Below are 19537 nucleotides of genomic sequence, written 5' to 3'. Positions count from 1 at the left end.
CATTTACAAAATAGCTTCATGAGCCTTGTTAATTCTCATGCTTCTTTATTGCAATGGCAAATAGTTCATGTATTCTTTCGATTCGGCCTTCATAATAAAGAAATCCAACCAAGCTCTCCAACGCTGTTGCTAGACGATAATCAGCTAAATCAGCGTTTTTGGGAGGCGCTCCCGATTTTGAATTGCGGCCTCGGCGGACGATGTCCGCCTCCTCCTCGGTTAAATGCGGCTGCCAGAGATCCAACGTTTTCTTTTGTCCTTTGGCAGAAACAAATTTTGTTGCCTCACGGTGAAGGTGATGCGATTTCTGATTCGGCAGTGAAATAAAATATTGTCTTACAAGAAGCTCAAACACAGCATCGCCCATATAAGCGAGAACGACCGGGTTCATCAGCTGCGGTGTCTTGGACGGCGGGTAAAAGAGCAAGCGGTTCGAATCGATATGCTCGCTCATTTACGCCGCCAGCGGATACCTTGCGGTGTATCCTCAAGGACGATGTTTTTCTCTATGAGCAAATCACGAATTTCATCCGCTCTAGCCCAGTTTTTGGACTGGCGAGCTTCGGTCCGCTCCACTATAAGCTGTTCGATATCCGCATCCAGCAGTTCAGCGTCCGCTTGTTGCTGCGGCAGCAAGCCAAGTACAGCATCCATACGCTCAAACAATGTAAGCAATGCATAAATCGCTTCAGCAGAGGCGTCTGCACGATTCAAATATTGATTAGCCTCAGCTACCAAATCAAACACCGTTGTAATCGCATCAGGGGTGTTGAAATCATCGCTCATTTTGGCATGGAATTGTTCATGAATCACTTTTAGTCTTGCATCCAGCGCTTCATCGCCAGAAGGGACAAGTCCGTTGCCACTGCCTGCCGCTTCATTTAGCTTGCCTTCAAACGATGAAAGCCTATGCTTTAGATTCGCTGCACTGTTTGCAATCCGCTCTACACTGTTCTCAGCTTGTGCAACCGTGTCATCACTGAAGTTGAGTGGACTGCGGTAGTGTGTAGAGAGCATAAAATAACGAATCGCATGAGGTTTAACCCGCTTCACCAGCTCATGCACCGAAATGCCATTGCCAAGCGATTTGGACATTTTCTCATTATTTATATGAATATAGCCGTTATGCATCCAATAGTTCGCCAGCGGTTTGCCTGTCAGCGCCTCAGATTGCGCAACCTCGCATTCATGATGCGGAAACTGCAAATCATGACCGCCGCCATGGATATCAAGAGTATCCCCAAGGTATGCGCGAGCCATAGCCGAACATTCGATATGCCAGCCTGGGCGTCCATCGCCGAAAGGGCTTTCCCATTTGATTTCGCCCGGCTTAGCGCCTTTCCATAATACAAAATCCTGTTGATTCTCTTTGCGGTCGCCAATCTCTACTCGAATACCGAATTGAAGCTCTTCAATATTCTGATGAGAGAGCTTGCCGTAATCCGCGAATGCAGACGTACGATAATAAACGTCTCCGTCACTCATATAAGCATAGCCTTTATCTATCAAGCCTTGAATAAACGCAACGATTTGCGGAATATGCTCCGTTACCCTTGGATTAAGTGTCGCCTTATGAACACCCAGCGATTCGATATCTGCATAAAATGCCGCAATAAACGTCTCCGCTACTTCAGGGACTGTCGTACCAAGCTGTTCTGCTTTACGAATCAGCTTATCATCGACATCTGTAAAGTTAACCACATATTGAACTTCATTACCTACGTCCTCCAAATAACGACGAACAACGTCAAAGAAAATAACCGGACGAGCGTTTCCAATATGAATGTAGTCATAAACGGTTGGTCCGCAAACGTACATTTTCACCTTACCTGGCTCTTGCGATACAAAAGGCTCTTTTAGCCGCGATACTGTATTATAAATGGATACTGTCATTTTCGCATTTCTCCTCCAGCTACAGGATTCCGAAGCTTATCGAGCTCGGATTTTAATTCGTCTATTTCCTTCTGCATTGTACGGAACATTTCGATGACCGGATCGGGCAGCTTCGTATGATCAAGTCGATCGCCTACACGCTCGCCGTTTCTTTTGACCACGCGTCCCGGGTTTCCAACTACCGTACAATTGGCAGGAACCTCTCTGAGTACAACCGCGTTTGATCCTATGTTAGAAAATTCGCCCACTTGAAATGAGCCGAGCACCTTCGCTCCTGAGCCAATAACTACATTATTGCCAATTGTCGGGTGACGCTTCCCTTTTTCTTTACCCGTTCCGCCAAGAGTTACTCCCTGATAAATAACGACATCATCGCCAATCTCACAGGTTTCACCAATGACGACACCCATGCCATGATCGATAAACAATCGCTCGCCGATACGAGCACCTGGATGAATTTCGATGCCAGTCATAAAGCGGCTAACCTGGGAGATCAAGCGCGCTGTAGTATACCAACCTCTACGGTATAAGGGATGGGCAATGCGATGCGCCCAAATAGCGTGCACACCTGAATAGGTGAAAATAACCTCGAAGCGACTGCGAGCAGCCGGATCATTCTCAAAAACAGCTAGTATGTCCGATCGAAAATGACGAAACATAAACAATGCTCCTTTTTCCTACGCTCATAAATTTCTAATAAAAGAAAAGCCTCTGCAGCATAATATGCTGCAGAGGCGTGTGATCTCGCGGTTCCACTCTGCTTGAATAAATCGACAGCTATCCTCGCTGAAGTTTATTCACCTTAAGGTCTTTAACGCAGACGATACGTTGCTGCCTACCCTGTCCAGCCAAATATATGCCAATATTGCCGATTAAGCGTCGCCGCCATCCTCATCATTGCGCATTACCTGCTGACACAGCTCGGAACAAAGCTCCCAGGTGCATATTTCCGTTCGGCGGACCAGACAACTTGCAGCCCCATTACGTTTCCTCATAGTCACATGGTGATGCGACTCCGACTCGAATGACGGTTGTCCTCTCTGCGAATCCACAAGCAAACGTACTTCTCCTGTTCATGGCCGTTTGATTCATTCATTTATTAGTCATAGTATACCGAATACCCAAAAATGTGACAAGGGCATTATGCATACTCTCATCTACAAGAATTAAGCTAAAGATCCTGCCAAACGCGCACGCAGACGATCAGCAACCTTATCTTTGCCTAGCAAAGCAAGCGATTGATTCAAATCAGGACCATGCGTTTGTCCAGTAAGGGCTGCACGAATCGGCATGAACAGCTGCTTGCCTTTAAATCCAGTTTCCTTCTGTACAGCTTTGATCATCTCTTTGATGCCATCCACTTCAAAGGCTGTTTCTCCCGCTTCGATTTTTGACAGGAAGGCCTGCAAAACAGTAGGCACTTGCTCCTCGGCAAGAACCTCTACCGCTTCGCTTTCATCCTCTACCGTATCACGGAAAAATAGCTCTGTCATTGGAACGATTTCTGAGGCGGAACGCAGTTTGTCCTGATGCAGCGCTACTAGCGCAGTCACCCAGGCTCTGCCTTCTGCATCAAGTTCAGCAGCGACACGACCCGCATTTTGCAAATGTGGCAGGCAAAGATCAACAACGCGGTTCAAGTCCGCTTTTTTCAAATATTCATTGTTCATCCAGCTAAGCTTCTGCGTATCGAATACTGCTGGGCTTTTACTAAGACGTTCAGGATTAAACACATTAACCAATTCTTCGCGAGTAAACATTTCCTGCTCACCCTCGGGCGACCATCCAAGCAATGTAATAAAGTTAAACATCGCTTCCGGCAAATAACCGAGATCGTCATACTGCGAAATAAACTGAATGATGGATTCATCTCGTTTACTTAGTTTTTTGCGCTGCTCATTCACGATTAGCGTCATATGGCCGAATTTTGGAGCTTCCCAGCCAAAAGCTTCATAAATCATCAACTGGCGCGGCGTATTCGAGATATGGTCTTCTCCACGCAATACGTGGCTGATTTTCATCAAATAATCGTCCAGTACTACAGCGAAGTTATAAGTCGGGATACCGTCCTTCTTCACGATGACGAAATCGCCCATCTCTGTTGTATCAAAGCTGATTGAGCCTTTTACGATATCGTCAAAAGCATAAGTCCGATTCTCCGGTACACGGAAACGAATACTCGGCACACGTCCTTCCGCTTCGAATGCTTGGCGCTGTTCTTCCGTCAGATTGCGATGGCGTCCGGAATAACGAGGCGTTTCGCCGCGCTCCGTTTGCTCTTCCCGCTCCTTCTCAAGCTCCTCTTCCGAGCAGTAGCAGCGATAAGCAAGACCACGATCAAGCAGTTCCTGCCAGTACTTGTTGTATATATCAAGACGCTCAGTCTGACGGTAAGGTCCGTACCCGCCGCCAATATCGATACTCTCATCCCAATCCATGCCCAGCCATTTCAAGTACTTAAGCTGGCTCTCTTCTCCGCCCTCAACATTGCGCTTTACATCCGTATCTTCGATCCGAATAATAAATTTACCGCCCTGGTTTCTCGCGAACAAATAATTGAATAAGGCCGTTCTTGCATTACCAATATGTAAATGACCCGTTGGGGATGGGGCATAACGTACACGAACTTCTGCAGTCATATATATAACCTCCTTAAAGTTTTGCGAAGCATAAACTAGCTTCGTAAGCATATACAGATAAAGTTTTGCGAAGCATAAACTAGCTTCGTAAGCATATACAGATAAAGTTTTGCGAAGCAAAATCTAGCTTCGTAAGCATATACAGATAAAGTTTTGCGAAGCATATGCTGATTAATGAATACTCCCGATCATAGCACATCCTTGATTAGACAGACAACGGATTGCGCTGCAATTCCTTCACCGCGTCCTGTGAATCCAAGCTGCTCGGTTGTCGTTGCTTTCACATTCACCTGTGTTACATCAGCCTCAAGCGCCTTCGCTATAATTTCAGCCATTTGCGGAATATAAGGCAGCATTTTTGGCTTTTGAGCAATAATCGTGGAATCAATGTTCCCAAGCTTATATCCGCGCTCACGCACAAGCTTCCATACTTCCTCCAGCAGCTTTAAGCTGTCGGCATCTTTAAAAGCGGCATCTGTATCCGGAAAATGCTTACCGATATCGCCAAGCCCAAGCGCGCCCAGCACTGCATCCGTTATGGCATGCAACAGAACATCCGCATCAGAATGACCAAGAAGCCCCTTCTCATATGGAATCGTTACTCCCCCAATAATACATGGACGTCCTTCTACCAATTGATGCACATCAAATCCTTGACCAACTCGAATCATCCTTGCTCACCTTTCCCCTCTGCCCTATCGGCATGACGCTTCGCAAGCAAAAATTCCGCCCACGGCAAATCTTCAGGCGTCGTAATTTTAATATTCGTATATTCGCCTTCTGCAACAGTAACGCTTGCGCCCATGCGCTCTACAACCATTGCGTCATCTGTTCCAATGAACTCTTCTGCAAGTGCACGCTCATGCGCCTCCTGCAATAGAACACGTCGAAAAGCTTGCGGCGTTTGTATCGCCCACAAGCTTCGGCGGTCCGGAGTAGAAACGATAACTCCCGCTTCATTGACTTGTTTAATCGTATCCTTTACTGGAACAGCCAGCACAGATGCACCGCTCTGCTCAGCCTGCGAACAGCAAGCACGGACGGCATTCGCCGATACCAGCGGACGTACACCGTCATGCACCATCACCCAATCGCTCTTCAGCTCCTGCAGACCTAAGTAGACCGAGTGCTGTCGTTCTTTCCCCCCGGCAACAATAGCGGTCACCTTCGTTATGCCATATAGGGAAGCCCAATTGCGGCAACGCTCCACGTCCTCGCTGCCTACGACCAGAACCACTTCATTTACCAAATCCATCGATTGAAACAGCTCTAGCGTATGCACAAGAATAGGCTTGTCCGCCAGCTTCAAATACTGCTTGCTTTCTTTCGTTCCCATCCGCGTGCCTCGTCCGGCTGCTACGATGATAACTCCCCAATCTGCTCCCATGCCTCGACCCGCCTCACACTGAGTTAAAACATAAGTATTTATAAACCTAGCTTCTTATAAATAAACTTACGTTTCTCTGCGAAACGAGCTTGTGCCGTCTTTTGTCGACGTTAGCCGTTTGCGCTATAACAATAGTACTATCATACCTTGTTACTGCGCTTTTTCCAACAGCTTCGGCTTTGCAAATATCATTCGGCCCGCAGAGGTTTGAAGCACGCTCGTTACAAGCACTTCCATCGTTGTCCCGATATATTCACGTCCGCCCTCAACGACGATCATTGTGCCATCATCCAAATATGCGACACCTTGTCCATGCTCTTTGCCGTCTTTTATCACTTGTACGATGATTTCTTCTCCAGGTAGAACAACCGGCTTCACAGCATTAGCCAAATCATTAATATTGAGCACCGACACGCCTTGAAGCTCACATACTTTGTTTAAGTTGAAGTCGTTGGTAACAACTTTACCATGAAGCGCCTTAGCCAGCTTGACCAGCTTGCTGTCTACTTCTCCGATTTCTTCAAAATCTCCTTCATAAATAAGAACCTTTACATCCAGCTCTTTCTGAATCTTGTTCAAAATATCAAGCCCGCGGCGTCCCCTATTGCGCTTCAATAAATCAGATGAATCAGCAATATGCTGCAGCTCCTCAAGCACAAACTCAGGAATGACTAACGTGCCTTCAATAAATCCAGTTTTACAGATGTCTGCAATACGGCCGTCAATAATAACGCTGGTATCGAGTATCTTATGCTCCTCGTAACCACCCGCCTCATCTACAGGCGCGACTCTCCGTTTCTCCAGCAGAGCTACAAAACCTTCTGCCAGCTCCTCCTGCTTATGCAGACCAATTCGCATGCCCAAATAACCGAAGCATAACATCATAGCAGCAGGAAGGAGACTTCCTATACCATCTAGACCCGATACTGCGGGATAGATCAGAACCGTAAGCAATAAACCTGCTAGAAGACCGCCAGCTCCAGCAATCAGCTGCTGCATAGGAAGCGCTGCGGTTTGCTCCGCACCCTTCTGCATATAGCGAATGACTTGCCCTGCAACCATCGTTGCTACAACTACACCAAAAACCGCGCCAATTGCTACATTCATGTAATAAGTGCCGGATCGCTGTAGCATTCCGAAGGATGAGCCAGACCATACGGCCGCTCCATTTATCCATCCGTATACTTCACCGCCTGCCATACCACCGAACAACATACCCAATATTTGAATTATTCGTCTAACCATTATGGTTCACCTCCACTATAATTATGTTCCAATAATTGGATCGCTAACCGTGGGGGCACGGATTAATTGAAAACATTTATAATTTTTAATAATTCACATTTTGTAAAAGGGGGATAGGAGGCTTATAATGGATATTAGGAAGAAAACATAAGAGGTTGGTGAAAGAGGTGGAACCGATGAGCGCTCCTACACTGGATCAATTTCAGCAGCAAGTATCCGAATTGTTGCTTCGGCACCGCAGCTTGCTAGATGTTATGTCCAAATTTGGACAGTCAGGCGCTTCGGTAAATCGTGCAGTCACGAAAGCAGTCACAGACTGTGGATGTATTGAACTAAATGCCCGCAAACAACAATACTCGGACGAACTAAATCTTGAAAATGCGAAAACGACGCTGCAAAGTCATCTCACTGGAGCCGTATGCGAGCATTGCCGCGATGCGCTCAAGGCCGATCTTGGCCGCAACTTGTTTTATATGACTGCTTTATGTAATTTGCTGGACATTCAACTGGATGAAGTTATTGCTGATGAATACGACAAATGCTCAACTTTAGGCCTGTTTAACTTAACGTAAATATGCAACATATGAATCGCGCAGGAAAGAGACTATAGCTATCTCTTCCTCCCGAGCAACGAGTAACAAAAGAGGCCTCCCATATTGGGAGGCCTCTTTTTTAGCGCTAATAGTGCTACTTCTGTTGCATGAATCCAGAAACGATAACATCTAACGGACGTGTAAGAAGAGAATATAAAATAGCAGCTTCCTCTTGGCGGTTCAGAACTTTCTTAGAAGCGTAATTGAAAACACCTTTCTCTGGCTCTTGAACCTCTGGTCCAAAAATGCCGAGCTTAACGATCATCTTTACAGCTGGCAGCGCCCATTTATCAGTCTCACCGGAGAGCTTAACCGACTCGAACAGCTCTGCTGGATACTGCTGAGAGAAGACGCGCCACATCATAACAGCCGCTTCTTGGCGAGTAATGTTGCGATCAGGCTCAAACAGATTCGTTGATGTTCCTTTGACCAGGCCCAGCTCATACGCTTGCTGAACAAAAGCAGCGGCCGAATGGCCTTCCAAATCCGTAAATACGAGTTCTTCCGAACTGCTTCCTTTTAATCCGCTAATCTCCATAAGATGCTTAACAAATTGTCCCCGAGTGACTGATTGCTCAGCATTAAATTTCTCATCCTCAATATCGGAGTAGTGCCCTAATGTTTTCAGCGTATAGATTGCCTTCTCATAAGGATGGTCTTTCGCAATATCAGCAAATAAGGTTGGCGCTTTATGTTTCATCCCATAGCCGAGCGGATTCAGATACGGCTCCTTAAAGTAAAGCACTTCATCGCCTGACCCTATCGCAAATGCCGTGAATTTACCCGTAAGACTATCTACAAACAGATTTTTATCTACTTGTTTAAGCGCACGCGGTCCAAGGAAAGCATCAGAAATCATCAAGCTGCCTTTGCCGTCTGCTTCTATTGATGTATTTAGTTGTGCAAGACGAAGGTCAGTATAAATGCCCGTGAATTTATTTAATGAATCTGTCGTACTCGGCGTGAATGCGTCGAACTTGGCAGGTTCAGCATATGCCGGAAAAAACGAATGAATAAACGCCTGATAGAAGAAATCACGGAGAGGGCCTATTTTGTTGTAAGTAATGAATACTCCCGTCTTTTGTTCCGGAATAAGGAACATAAGCGAGCTAGTGCCCACAATATCTCCAAACTTGGCTATCACGGAAGAACTGCTTCCCGCCCCAGGAAGCTGAATAGGTGCCTCAAATCCATAAGTAGTGTTCGGCAGCAATGAATGAATCGAAGAGCGATACGTTTTCATCTGATCAACGGTTGCTTGCTTAAGAATGCTGCCGGATTCTGATGAACCGCCATTCAGGAAAGCAATCATAAACTTGCTTATGTCCTCAGCAGTAGAGAACATTCCCCCTTGCGGCATTACAGTAGGAGTAACTGCATATAGTTCATGTTTGCCGTTTGCAGCGTCGTACTCCGAAACTAGATTTTCTGTAAGTTTTTTATCAAGTAAAAAACGGCTTGAATCCATTTTCAGCGGCTTGAATATATTCTGTTCCATGTAATCGTTAAAAGGTAAACCGCTGACTTTTTGTACGATCAATCCAAGCAGCATCGACGCAAAGTTATCGTACATGTAGGCGCTGCCCGGCTCCCGAACAACAGAAGGCATATGCCCCCGAACATAGTCTTCAATTTCAACTACTTTCCCGAAGTCGGTATGTATATCCTCTGGCTGCGGATCACGTATTTCAAAACCCGTCGTATGTGTAAGTAAATGCTCAATCGTAACCGGCTTGCCGAACGGGTTATCGAACTTCAAATCCTTCACATACTTGGTGAAATCGTCTTGAAGAGAAATCTTCCCCTGCTCTACAAGCTGCATAACCGCGGCTGCCGTAAAGGTCTTGGACACTGACGCGATGCGAAACACGCTTGAAGCAGGGTCAATCAGCTTTTTTGTTTCCAGGTCTGCAAAGCCATATCCTCGCTGCGCTACCGTTTTCCCATCCTTCACAATAACAACAGAAGCTCCTACATATTGCGATTTGATTTGTTCCTTTGCAAAAAAATCGTTTAAAAAAGTTGTCGCATTTTCAGCATTTAACGCTTTTGGAGCAAGCGCAGCACTCGGTTCCACGGGAGCCGCATAGACGGCTGGAGCCAGCAGGCTGACTGATAAAGCAGCAGTAACAATCGTTTTGGTCCATAAAGAAGGCTTTCTAATACTAAATAGTCGTTTCAAACCAGCATCTTCTCCATTCGAATTCGTTTTTGACCGCCTATTAAATACGAATTTGGAAGATGATTAGTTTCAAAATTATCCCATAATAGATTGCTAAAAGGGGGCTGTAAGCAAGAAAAAAAATAGCGCCCAAGCACAAAAATCTGTGCTTGAAACGCTATTTTACATTCAATATTGCCGCTTTGATCAAGCCGGCTTCTCTGTTTGAACAGGGTCTTCCGCGTTTTCATCACGTTTCTTCCGCTTGCGGTTTCGCTTGGGCAAACGGCGATCAACGTTTTTTTTTAGGCCGTACAGCGCATATAGAAGCAGCGGTACAAACAAAATTTTGGATAAGTCATTTTTGAACAATAGACCTAATACGACAGATACAACAATAACAATAGGGACAACCCATACTGCGCTCTTAGGAATACCGACCTTTTTGAAATTCGGATATTTAATCGTACTAACCATAAGAATGGAAAGCACTACTGTGCTTGCAAGCAACACGGATACATAAATGTCATTTTGAAATAAAGCTAATGTCGCTAACACTCCGCCAGCCGCCGGTATCGGAAGACCGATAAAATAACCTGGCGCACTTGATATTACATTGAAACGAGCAAGCCGCAGTGCCCCGCAAATCGGGAACAATGCCGTTACGATCCAAGCCAAGGCTGGATTAAGATCTTGAAAAGCAACTACATACATAATAAATGCTGGAGCTACGCCAAACGAAATCACATCGGATAATGAGTCCAGCTCCTTACCGAATTCACTTTGAACGTTCAGCGCCCGAGCAACGCGTCCGTCAACACCATCAAGCAGCATGGCGATTAACACCATCATAGCCGCAGTATCTGGTTTTTCATTGAATACAAGAATGATGGCGATTACTCCTAGGAATAAGTTCCCCACCGTGAGAAGGCTCGGTATCGATTTTGTGATCATCTTTTCCACCTCTTCTCTACTATGCCCCAAAACCCTTAACGAATGTATCTCCACGTTACAGGACCACATTCAATCCATTGTATGGGATTTAAATTTGCCTGTCAATGAACATCTGCTCTTGTATCCGCTTTAGACCTTCCTTAATCGCACGTGCCCGCACCTCGCCAATACCTTCAACCTCATCCAATTCTTCAATTGTCGCCATCAGAATATGAGGCAATCGACCGAAGTTTTCAATCAGATTGTTCATAATAATGAGCGGCAATCTTGGAATTTTATTCAGCAGTCGATAACCGCGCGGTGACACGGATTCATCGTTCATGTTGCTCGTATGTGGATAACCGATCAAACGGATGATTGGCGGCGCATCCAGCAGCTCATCCGAGCTCAGCTTCTTCAGGCCTGCCCGAATTTCTCGTATTTTCTCATCCGAATTTTCTTTGGCATAATCCTTAAGTAAGTACCATGCATCCTCTTCAACTCCGCCAACGAGCTCATCCATTTGCATGCTGATGAGCCGTCCTTCCGTTCCAAGCTCATTTACATAACGCTTGATCTCCATCTTGATGCGCAGCACCATTTCAACACGTTGAATAACATGCGCTACTTCCTGAAGTGTAACGAGCTCTTCGAATTCAAGCGCTGAAAGATTCGTAAAGGATTGGCTTAGCACCGCTTTATATTTCTCGAGCGTTTGAATCGCTTGATTGGCCTTCGTCAAAATAACACCCATGTCCTTCAGCGAATAACGCAGATTGCCTTGATACAAAGTAATAATATTACGGCGCTGCGAGATGGATACAACAAGCTTGCCTGTCTGCTTTGCAACCCGCTCAGCTGTACGGTGCCGAATTCCCGTTTCGATCGACGGAATGGAGCTATTCGGTATAAGCTGCGTATTCGCATACAAAATTCGGCGCATATCCTCACTCAAAATAATAGCTCCGTCCATTTTTGCAAGCTCATACAAATAGTTAGGCGAGAAATCGCAATTAATGGAGAAACCTCCGTCTACGACTTCCATTACTTCCGGGCTGTAGCCAACAACCAGCAACGCCCCCGTTTTCGCCCGAAGCACATTTTCAAGCCCATCCCGAAAAGGGGTGCCTGGTGCGACTAATTGCAATAATTGATTCATAATTTCAAGCTGTGTAGGTTCCTTCATCATCTGCCCCCCTATCCAAGCGCTGCCTTAAGTGCTTCCGACACTGTAGATACGCCAATAATTTCTATGCCTGCGGGTGGTTTCCACCCTTTTAAACTTTTCTCTGGCATTATGACACGTTTAAAACCTAGTTTCTCTGCTTCCTTCACCCTTTGCTCAGCACGCGATACCGCACGCACTTCTCCCGTCAATCCTACCTCACCAAATATAACGTCATACGGCTTCGTTGGCGCATCGCGAAAACTGGAGGCTATGCTGACCGCCGCTGCTAGATCGACTGCCGGCTCATCAAGCTTAACTCCGCCAGCTACGTTCAAGTAAGCATCCTGTGTTTGTAGAAACATGCCGTTCCGCTTCTCCAACACTGCGATAATGAGCGCCATTCGGTTATGGTCGATACCCGTTGACATTCTGCGCGGAGATGGAAAATTAGTTGTGGCCACAAGCGCCTGAAGCTCAACAAGCACAGGCCTGGTGCCTTCCATGCTTGCAACTACGGTTGACCCTGATACACCAAGCGGCCGCTCAGATAAAAACAGCTCAGAAGGATTCGAAACCTCTCGCAGTCCATCCTCGCCCATCTCGAAAATGCCAATCTCGTTCGTCGAGCCAAAGCGGTTTTTGACTGCCCTTAAAATTCTGTACGTATGATGGCGCTCCCCTTCAAAATAAAGAACACAATCCACCATATGCTCTAAAAGCCTTGGCCCCGCAATCGCGCCTTCCTTCGTAACATGGCCGACGAGCACCGTCGCAATTCCTTTAATTTTGGCCACTCGCATAAAGTGTGCCGTGCATTCTCGTACCTGCGATACACTCCCGGGAGCCGATTGAACATTTGGATCGTAGACGGTTTGAATGGAGTCAATAACGAGAAAATCCGGCTGGACTGATTCTATGGCATCGTTAATTTGCTCCATATTGGTTTCGCATAGTACATAAAGCGATTCCGTCAGCGCACCAAGTCGATCTGCCCTTAGCCTTGTTTGCCGCACGGACTCCTCCCCAGAAATATAAAGCACTTTCAATCCCTTCACCGCAAGCGCATGAGACGTTTGCAGCAACAGCGTTGATTTTCCGATTCCGGGATCTCCGCCGACAAGAATTAGCGAGCCTGGAACAACACCTCCGCCGAGCACTCGATTAAGCTCAAGCATCCTTGTTTCTATACGAGGCTCTTGCCCACTTTCTATATGTATGATGGACTGAGGCTTTTCTTTCGCATGAAACGACGACAATCCGACGCCCTTCGTTTTCACAACGGTTTCTTTCTCTTCCACCATCGAATTCCAAGCGTGGCAACCGGGACATTTCCCCAGCCATTTTGGCGATTCTGTTCCACATTCCGTGCAAACAAATTTTGATTTAATTTTGGCCATTCTGTACTCCTTAAACGTTATGAACCAGCGTAAATGAATGATGCCAGCCCTAGCGATTGTGCTTAAAATCACACTACATAAAGTTTACCATTTTATCCTCCATGTATAAACCCACATTGTTAATGAAAAAAAGGAGATAACCTACTTATTATTCGTTTCCCACAGCTAAGCTTATCCATTTCACGACTTTTCATTGTTATCCACAGAATTACGAACAAGTTATCAACATTATCCACAACTCATCAACATATCCCCAAAGCCTTTTTCTAAAAATACAACATAAAAAACGCCCTCGTTATCCACAGTGGATAAGAGAGCGAAAGATTAGTCACTACGCAGCATATTTATTAGAGCTCCAAATGATAAATAAATAGAATTAATGCTGCTTAAGCTCGATTCCAGCTTGCCGAGCAACTAACACGCGATGCGTTGTCAATTGTGAGCCGAGCATCACACTTTCCGTTTGCTGGCCTGCCTCGCCCTGTTGTCCCCCGCCTCTATGAGCATGTGCTTGCCGAAAAGAATCACTGTTCACCCAGCCCTCAAAGGAAACTTTGGTTTCCCAAGTCGTGCTTACTTTAAGCTCATCATATTCTTCTAAGCCTTCCGTTAACAACACTTCCATGCGCACAAAACCAGGCGATAAATCTATGCCTTTGGAGTTTTGAAATCTACTCGCCACCGTCTCCCCGTGGCCTTTTTTTACTTTTATCGTATTGGTGACAACTATCATCGTTGTTCCTCCATTCTATGTAACGCTATAATCTTATTATACGATAATGATTATCATTGTCAATTTATTGTGTTAATAAAAACTGTCCCGCAAGCAGCTATTCTGATTGCGGGACAGTTTAATATTATGCTTATTTTGTAGTGGATTCTTCTGGCTCTTGTTCGGAAATCGATTTGGTAACGGTTAGACCGCCATCCTTCTCATCGATTGTGAACGTATCGCCTTTTTGGATTTTACCCATCAACAAATCTTCGGACAAACGGTCTTCGATATGTTTTTGGATTGCCCGGCGAAGCGGACGAGCTCCATATTGCGGATCGTAGCCTTCCTTCGCAAGGAAGCTTTTTGCTGCATCCGTCAAGATGAAGTCAACTTCCTGCTCACGCAGACGCTTGCGAAGCTCATCCGACATGAGTGTTACGATTTGAGCAATATGCTCCTCGCCAAGCGAATGGAACACGATGCTTTCATCGATACGGTTCAAGAACTCCGGACGGAAGCTTTTCTTAAGCTCGCTAAGCACTTTATCCTTCATTTGCTGGAAGTCGCGTCCCGCATCCTGTACGGCAGTGAAGCCGAGCGAGGAATTACGCTTGATTTGATCCGCTCCAACGTTAGAAGTCATAATAATTAGCGTGTTGCGGAAATCGACAACGCGGCCTTTGGAATCAGTCAAGCGACCATCCTCCAGCACCTGAAGCAATATATTAAATACCTCAGGGTGAGCTTTCTCAATTTCATCTAGCAAAACAACGGAATATGGCTTGCGGCGAACTTTCTCAGTTAACTGTCCGCCTTCTTCATAACCTACATAACCAGGAGGCGCTCCGACTAGACGGGATGTCGAATGTTTCTCCATATATTCCGACATGTCGATACGGATAACCGCATTTTCATCTCCGAACATCGCTTCTGCAAGTGCTCTGGCGAGCTCCGTTTTACCTACACCCGTTGGACCTAAGAAAATGAATGAGCCGATTGGACGCTTCGGATCTTTCAAGCCGGCACGCGCACGGCGAATCGCTCTGGATACCGACTTCACGGCATCATCTTGACCAATGATGCGATCATGAAGAATATCTTCCATTTTCAGAAGTCGTTCCGTCTCTTCTTCAGCCAGCTTGCTAACAGGAATCCCCGTCCAGCTAGCTACAACCTGAGCAATATCCTCTGGTGTCACTTCAGAATCAGTACGGCCTTGTTTTTCTTTCCACTGGTTCTTAGTAATATCAAGCTCTTCGCGAATTTTTTGCTCCGTATCGCGAAGTGCTGCCGCTTTCTCGAATTCTTGGCTTTGAACCGCTGCATCCTTCTCCTTGCGGATATCTTCCAAACGGTTTTCAAGCTGCTTCAAGTTTGGCGGTACAGTGTAAGAATGCAAGCGTACCTTTGAACCGGCTTCATCAATAAGGTCAATTGCTTTATCTGGCAAGAACCGATCCGGAATGTAACGATCCGATAATTTAACTGCTTGCACGATAGCTTCATCCGTAATTTTCACACGGTGATGAGCTTCATAACGATCGCGTAAGCCGTATAAAATTTGAATCGCTTCTTCTGGAGATGGCTGATCTACCGTTATAGGTTGGAAACGACGCTCAAGCGCTGCATCTTTTTCAATATATTTGCGGTATTCATCAAGGGTAGTTGCACCGATACATTGCAGTTCACCGCGTGCTAATGCAGGTTTCAAAATATTAGATGCATCGATTGCACCCTCTGCTCCGCCTGCACCAATCAACGTATGAAGCTCATCGATGAATAGAATAATATTGCCCGCTTGGCGAATCTCATCCATAATTTTCTTAAGTCGATCTTCAAACTCACCACGGTACTTTGTACCTGCTACTACGGAGCCCATATCCAGTGTCATGACACGCTTATCACGCAAAGTTTCGGGAATTTCATTCTCGATAATCTTCTGCGCGAGACCTTCGGCAATTGCTGTTTTACCGACGCCTGGTTCCCCGATTAGTACTGGATTGTTCTTCGTACGGCGGCTAAGCACTTGAATTACACGCTCAATTTCTTTGCTCCGGCCGATCACAGGATCCAGATTTCCTTCCTTCGCATAAGCAGTTAAATCTCTTGCAAGTCCATCTAGTGTAGGCGTGCTAACATTTGCTGGTGAACCGTGATTGCTTGAGACTGCTTCACTGCTGCCAAGAAGCTGAAGGACTTGTTGACGAGCCTTATTTAGGCTAATGCCAAGATTGTTGAGCACACGTGCTGCAACGCCTTCTCCTTCACGGATAAGACCAAGCAAAATATGCTCTGTGCCAACGTACGTATGTCCAAGCTTTCTTGCTTCATCCATCGAAAGCTCAATTACTTTTTTCGCACGTGGCGTATAGGCAATGTTGTTAGGCTGCTCTTGACCGCGACCGATCAGTGCCTCAACTTCATCTTGAATCTTCTCAAGCCCAAGTCCTAGTCCAATCAATGCTTTAGCCGCTATTCCTTCCCCTTCGCGAATAAGGCCTAGCAAAATATGCTCCGTACCAATATTGTTATGTCCGAGACGAACCGCTTCTTCTTGCGCCAATGCAAGCACCTTCTGTGCTCGCTCCGTGAATCTTCCAAACATCATATTTACGCACCCCCATGGCCTTTTTCACCACGCAATTGCTTGCGTATGAGTTCTGCTCTCCTGAAATCTCTCTGCTCTGGACTCATCTTCTCGTCGAAGGTTTGTTGTAAAAATCCAGGCTGAGTCATGACCAAAAGTTCATTCAACACTTGTGGCGTTACATCTGATAAAATGCCAAGGTCTGCACCAAGCCGCACATCTGACAACCGCTGCGCAGCTTCCTTGGAATCCATAATTGAAGCATATGCTAAAATACCGTATGAGCGCTTCACGCGATCCTCTGTCCTCAGCCGCGACTCATGCATAAGACGTTTGCGTGCCGCTTTCTCATGCTCGATGATTTGTCTTGCAACACCATAAAGATTTTCAATAATCTCATTCTCGGATTGCCCGAGCGTAATTTGGTTAGACACCTGAAATAAATTCCCAAGCGCTTCACTGCCTTCGCCGTACAAGCCTCTTACTGCCAAGCCTACCTGTGTAACAGCTGACAATATCCGATTGATTTGAGACGTTAAAACGAGTGCCGGCAAATGCATCATGACGGATGCCCTGATGCCTGTGCCCACATTCGTTGGACATGTCGTCAAATAACCGCGTTTCTCATCAAATGCATAATCAGCCGACTCTTCAAAAATATCGTCAATTCCGCTGGCCAATGCCCATGCCTCCTGGATTTGGAAACCTGGATACAGACATTGAATGCGCAAATGATCTTCTTCGTTAATCATTATGCTAACAGATTCATTATCGCTTAAAATAACGGCCCCGCATCGCGATTCGTTCGCTAAATTGGGACTGATTAAATGCTTTTCAACAAGCACCCTTTTATCAAGCTCGCTTAAATCTGACAATACAATGGTCTCAAATGATCCAATTGACTGCAGCTTGCCGCTTTGGCTAACTTCAGTCAGCTGATCCATGACATCCTTAGATTGCTGATTTGTTGCAAGTAATGGAAAAGGCTGATGACGTAAATTTCGGGCTACTCGCACTCTGCTGCTAATGACAATTTCAGATTCAGGACCTGCGTCCTTCATCCATTCGCTGAGCGCATGCTGTGAGAATCGATGCTTAGTCAAGAGGTTCCTTCACTCCTTCTATGCCAGCCTACAGGTCTGCCATTTTGCGCTCTAATTCACGTATTCGATCACGCAGCTCAGCCGCGCTTTCAAATTCCTCTTGATCAATCTTCTCCTGTAGATCCCGCCTCAGCTGTTCAATCTCGCGCTTGCACTGGATTTGCCCGCCTGAGCGCTTAGGGATTTTACCGCTGTGTACGGTGCTGCTGTGAATACGTTTGAGAAGTGGATCAAGCTTACCTTCGAACGACTGATAGCAAGAGCTGCAGCCGAATCGACCGATTTTGCTAAACTGTGTATAGGTCAGTCCACATTCCTCGCAGCGCAGCGCTGGCTGCTTGATGCCGGTTATCGTCGACCCGCCAAGCTGTTCGAAATCAAGAAGCCCAGATAGTAAGCTATGAATAGAAAAGCTATTTGGCGCGCCTGGAATGCCTTCGCCTTTCTCACGAGCACAGCTTTCACAAATATGAAATTCGGTCTTCTCGCCATTAATAATTTTTGTGAAATGAAGCGTAGCCGGTTTTTTACCGCAATCTTGGCAAAACAAGCCTGATCCCTCCTCCCGGTATAAACGGTTTGTCATTACTTAACCAGCAATGAGATAAGCATGGACCTTAACAACCTTGCCCGAATTTCATCCCTTAGCGGCAGCTTCAGTGCAATGGTATCGCGATGCACAGCCGCACGGAGTAGATTTCCCTCGCGCTTAGAGATAAGTCTTGCTTCCTCAAGCTGATAAATAAGCCCTTCCGCTGCACCTTGATCGACACATTCTCCAACCGTTTCTTCGATATGGAATTGAATCGCCTTTAATGCAGGAAGCTCAATCCGTTGTATTCGGATATAGCCTCCGCCGCCGCGCTTACTTTCAACCATGTATCCTTTCTCCATGGTAAATCGAGTACTAATTACATAGTTGATTTGCGACGGTACACAAGAAAATTTGTCAGCCAGGTCATTGCGTTGAATTTCTACTGCGCCCTCTGGACTTTCTTGAAGCATAAGCTTCAAGTACTGTTCGATGAGATCGGAAATGTTACGCAAACCACCAACCTCCCTGAGAAATAACCAATAAAACTAAAGTTGAAACATAGGTATTAATGAGGTCTTGCAATCAAATCAGAATATACACCGAATATTCGGACAACTGACTTTGACTTTCTTTGACCTTGATTTTATTATATGCAATTTCAGCAAAAGGTCAAGTGCTCGGTAAAATTGATTTTCCATTAGCTTGGTACGCTTGCATGCTGTTTATACATAGCCGGATTCATTTATATGATTAATGCTCATTTTCTGCATACAAAAACAACAAAAAACCTATCGCATATTATGCGATAGGTCTCTCGTGCTTGGCGACGTCCTACTCTCCCAAGACCCTGCGGTCTAAGTACCATCGGCGCTGAAGGGCTTAACGGTCGTGTTCGGTATGGGAACGCGTGGTTCACCTCCGCCATCGCCACCAAACTGGATTTTTCGTTGAAATGCAGTCCTGAGTCTCCTCAGAAAAGATCCAACCAAAGTCCTTCAAGGTGTTTACGCCCTGAAAACTGGATACGAAAGTTTAGGCTTGCTGAAGCCTTTATGCTGCTGTCTACTGGATGTATGGGTCACAGTAAACGTGTTTAGGATAAGCCCTCGACCGATTAGTATTCGTCAGCTACACACATTGCTGTGCTTCCACCCCGAACCTATCAACCTCGTCGTCTTCAA

General features: G+C 45.9%; 17 protein-coding genes and 2 rRNA genes. 1 reads left to right on the top strand and 18 read right to left on the bottom strand.

Going from position 1 to position 19537, the window contains the following annotated elements:
• Positions 1-28: 28 nt before the first annotated feature.
• The 7 genes from AC1DOV_RS30450 to AC1DOV_RS30420 all read right to left on the bottom strand — a co-directional run bounded on the left by AC1DOV_RS30450 (position 29) and on the right by AC1DOV_RS30420 (position 7164).
• Positions 29-454, bottom strand: coding sequence for a Mini-ribonuclease 3 (locus tag AC1DOV_RS30450; RefSeq protein WP_477512333.1), 426 nt, complete (start codon positions 452-454; stop codon positions 29-31).
• On the bottom strand, positions 451-1893 hold the full coding sequence (gene cysS, locus AC1DOV_RS30445) for a cysteine--tRNA ligase (protein WP_441885595.1): 1443 nt from the start codon (positions 1891-1893) through the stop codon (positions 451-453). The genes AC1DOV_RS30450 and cysS overlap by 4 nt, the downstream gene beginning before the upstream one ends.
• On the bottom strand, positions 1890-2552 hold the full coding sequence (gene cysE, locus AC1DOV_RS30440; protein ID WP_477512332.1) for a serine O-acetyltransferase: 663 nt from the start codon (positions 2550-2552) through the stop codon (positions 1890-1892). The genes cysS and cysE overlap by 4 nt, the downstream gene beginning before the upstream one ends.
• A gap of 507 nt (positions 2553-3059) precedes the next feature.
• Positions 3060-4532, bottom strand: a complete 1473-nt coding sequence (gltX, locus tag AC1DOV_RS30435) for a glutamate--tRNA ligase (protein WP_076271447.1) — start codon at positions 4530-4532, stop codon at positions 3060-3062.
• Positions 4533-4720: 188 nt separating this feature from the next.
• Complete coding sequence (gene ispF, locus AC1DOV_RS30430) at positions 4721-5203, bottom strand: 2-C-methyl-D-erythritol 2,4-cyclodiphosphate synthase (RefSeq protein WP_441885589.1); 483 nt, start codon at positions 5201-5203, stop codon at positions 4721-4723.
• Entirely contained in the window at positions 5200-5919 is a 720-nt protein-coding gene (ispD, locus tag AC1DOV_RS30425) for a 2-C-methyl-D-erythritol 4-phosphate cytidylyltransferase (RefSeq protein ID WP_441885587.1), read from the bottom strand. The genes ispF and ispD overlap by 4 nt, the downstream gene beginning before the upstream one ends.
• Positions 5920-6069: 150 nt before the next feature.
• On the bottom strand, positions 6070-7164 hold the full coding sequence (locus AC1DOV_RS30420) for a PIN/TRAM domain-containing protein (protein WP_477551843.1): 1095 nt from the start codon (positions 7162-7164) through the stop codon (positions 6070-6072).
• Between the two features lie 176 nt (positions 7165-7340).
• On the opposite strand from AC1DOV_RS30420, the gene AC1DOV_RS30415 reads away from it, so the two are divergent.
• Positions 7341-7736: a nucleoside triphosphate pyrophosphohydrolase family protein gene (locus tag AC1DOV_RS30415; RefSeq protein WP_054025352.1), complete on the top strand. Its 396-nt coding sequence runs from the start codon at positions 7341-7343 to the stop codon at positions 7734-7736.
• Positions 7737-7851: 115 nt separating this feature from the next.
• Here the strand turns inward: AC1DOV_RS30415 and AC1DOV_RS30410 are convergent, their stop codons facing one another.
• The 11 genes from AC1DOV_RS30410 to AC1DOV_RS30360 form a co-directional block, all read right to left on the bottom strand.
• On the bottom strand, positions 7852-9939 hold the full coding sequence (locus AC1DOV_RS30410; protein WP_477551842.1) for a serine hydrolase: 2088 nt from the start codon (positions 9937-9939) through the stop codon (positions 7852-7854).
• 186 nt (positions 9940-10125) lie between these two features.
• Positions 10126-10872, bottom strand: a complete 747-nt coding sequence (gene pssA, locus AC1DOV_RS30405) for a CDP-diacylglycerol--serine O-phosphatidyltransferase (RefSeq protein ID WP_076271452.1) — start codon at positions 10870-10872, stop codon at positions 10126-10128.
• Between the two features lie 88 nt (positions 10873-10960).
• Positions 10961-12037 carry a DNA integrity scanning diadenylate cyclase DisA gene (gene disA / locus AC1DOV_RS30400; RefSeq protein ID WP_076271453.1) on the bottom strand — a complete coding sequence of 359 codons (1077 nt, stop codon included), beginning with the start codon at positions 12035-12037 and terminating at the stop codon, positions 10961-10963.
• Positions 12038-12048: 11 nt separating this feature from the next.
• Positions 12049-13416 carry a DNA repair protein RadA gene (gene radA / locus AC1DOV_RS30395; protein ID WP_076271454.1) on the bottom strand — a complete coding sequence of 456 codons (1368 nt, stop codon included), beginning with the start codon at positions 13414-13416 and terminating at the stop codon, positions 12049-12051.
• A gap of 376 nt (positions 13417-13792) precedes the next feature.
• Complete coding sequence (locus AC1DOV_RS30390) at positions 13793-14149, bottom strand: antibiotic biosynthesis monooxygenase (protein WP_477551841.1); 357 nt, start codon at positions 14147-14149, stop codon at positions 13793-13795.
• 130 nt (positions 14150-14279) lie between these two features.
• The gene (gene clpC, locus AC1DOV_RS30385) at positions 14280-16739 is read right to left on the bottom strand and encodes an ATP-dependent protease ATP-binding subunit ClpC (RefSeq protein ID WP_076271456.1); all 2460 of its coding nucleotides are present in this window, start codon (positions 16737-16739) and stop codon (positions 14280-14282) included.
• A 2-nt stretch (positions 16740-16741) separates the two neighbouring features.
• Positions 16742-17821: a protein arginine kinase gene (locus AC1DOV_RS30380; RefSeq protein ID WP_339205305.1), complete on the bottom strand. Its 1080-nt coding sequence runs from the start codon at positions 17819-17821 to the stop codon at positions 16742-16744.
• A gap of 28 nt (positions 17822-17849) precedes the next feature.
• Positions 17850-18371 carry a UvrB/UvrC motif-containing protein gene (locus AC1DOV_RS30375; protein ID WP_076271458.1) on the bottom strand — a complete coding sequence of 174 codons (522 nt, stop codon included), beginning with the start codon at positions 18369-18371 and terminating at the stop codon, positions 17850-17852.
• A gap of 35 nt (positions 18372-18406) precedes the next feature.
• Complete coding sequence (locus tag AC1DOV_RS30370) at positions 18407-18868, bottom strand: CtsR family transcriptional regulator (RefSeq protein WP_054025359.1); 462 nt, start codon at positions 18866-18868, stop codon at positions 18407-18409.
• A gap of 306 nt (positions 18869-19174) precedes the next feature.
• Positions 19175-19291 (bottom strand): 5S ribosomal RNA (gene rrf / locus AC1DOV_RS30365).
• Between the two features lie 159 nt (positions 19292-19450).
• A 23S ribosomal RNA gene (locus tag AC1DOV_RS30360) occupies positions 19451-19537 on the bottom strand; the annotation flags it as partial.

The sequence above is a fragment of the Paenibacillus sp. 01T47 genome, assembly GCF_056398245.1.
This window is presented reverse-complemented; position numbering and strand designations above follow the sequence as displayed.

Bases quoted from the DNA above. Each gene is read 5' to 3' on its own strand.
- AC1DOV_RS30450 (WP_477512333.1), bottom strand. From the start codon at position 454: ATGAGCGAGCATATCGATTCGAACCGCTTGCTCTTTTACCCGCCGTCC.
- cysS (WP_441885595.1), bottom strand. From the start codon at position 1,893: ATGACAGTATCCATTTATAATACAGTATCGCGGCTAAAAGAGCCTTTT.
- cysE (WP_477512332.1), bottom strand. From the start codon at position 2,552: ATGTTTCGTCATTTTCGATCGGACATACTAGCTGTTTTTGAGAATGAT.
- gltX (WP_076271447.1), bottom strand. From the start codon at position 4,532: ATGACTGCAGAAGTTCGTGTACGTTATGCCCCATCCCCAACGGGTCAT.
- ispF (WP_441885589.1), bottom strand. From the start codon at position 5,203: ATGATTCGAGTTGGTCAAGGATTTGATGTGCATCAATTGGTAGAAGGA.
- ispD (WP_441885587.1), bottom strand. From the start codon at position 5,919: ATGGGAGCAGATTGGGGAGTTATCATCGTAGCAGCCGGACGAGGCACG.
- AC1DOV_RS30420 (WP_477551843.1), bottom strand. From the start codon at position 7,164: ATGGTTAGACGAATAATTCAAATATTGGGTATGTTGTTCGGTGGTATG.
- AC1DOV_RS30415 (WP_054025352.1), top strand. From the start codon at position 7,341: ATGAGCGCTCCTACACTGGATCAATTTCAGCAGCAAGTATCCGAATTG.
- pssA (WP_076271452.1), bottom strand. From the start codon at position 10,872: ATGATCACAAAATCGATACCGAGCCTTCTCACGGTGGGGAACTTATTC.
- disA (WP_076271453.1), bottom strand. From the start codon at position 12,037: ATGAAGGAACCTACACAGCTTGAAATTATGAATCAATTATTGCAATTA.
- radA (WP_076271454.1), bottom strand. From the start codon at position 13,416: ATGGCCAAAATTAAATCAAAATTTGTTTGCACGGAATGTGGAACAGAA.
- AC1DOV_RS30390 (WP_477551841.1), bottom strand. From the start codon at position 14,149: ATGATAGTTGTCACCAATACGATAAAAGTAAAAAAAGGCCACGGGGAG.
- clpC (WP_076271456.1), bottom strand. From the start codon at position 16,739: ATGATGTTTGGAAGATTCACGGAGCGAGCACAGAAGGTGCTTGCATTG.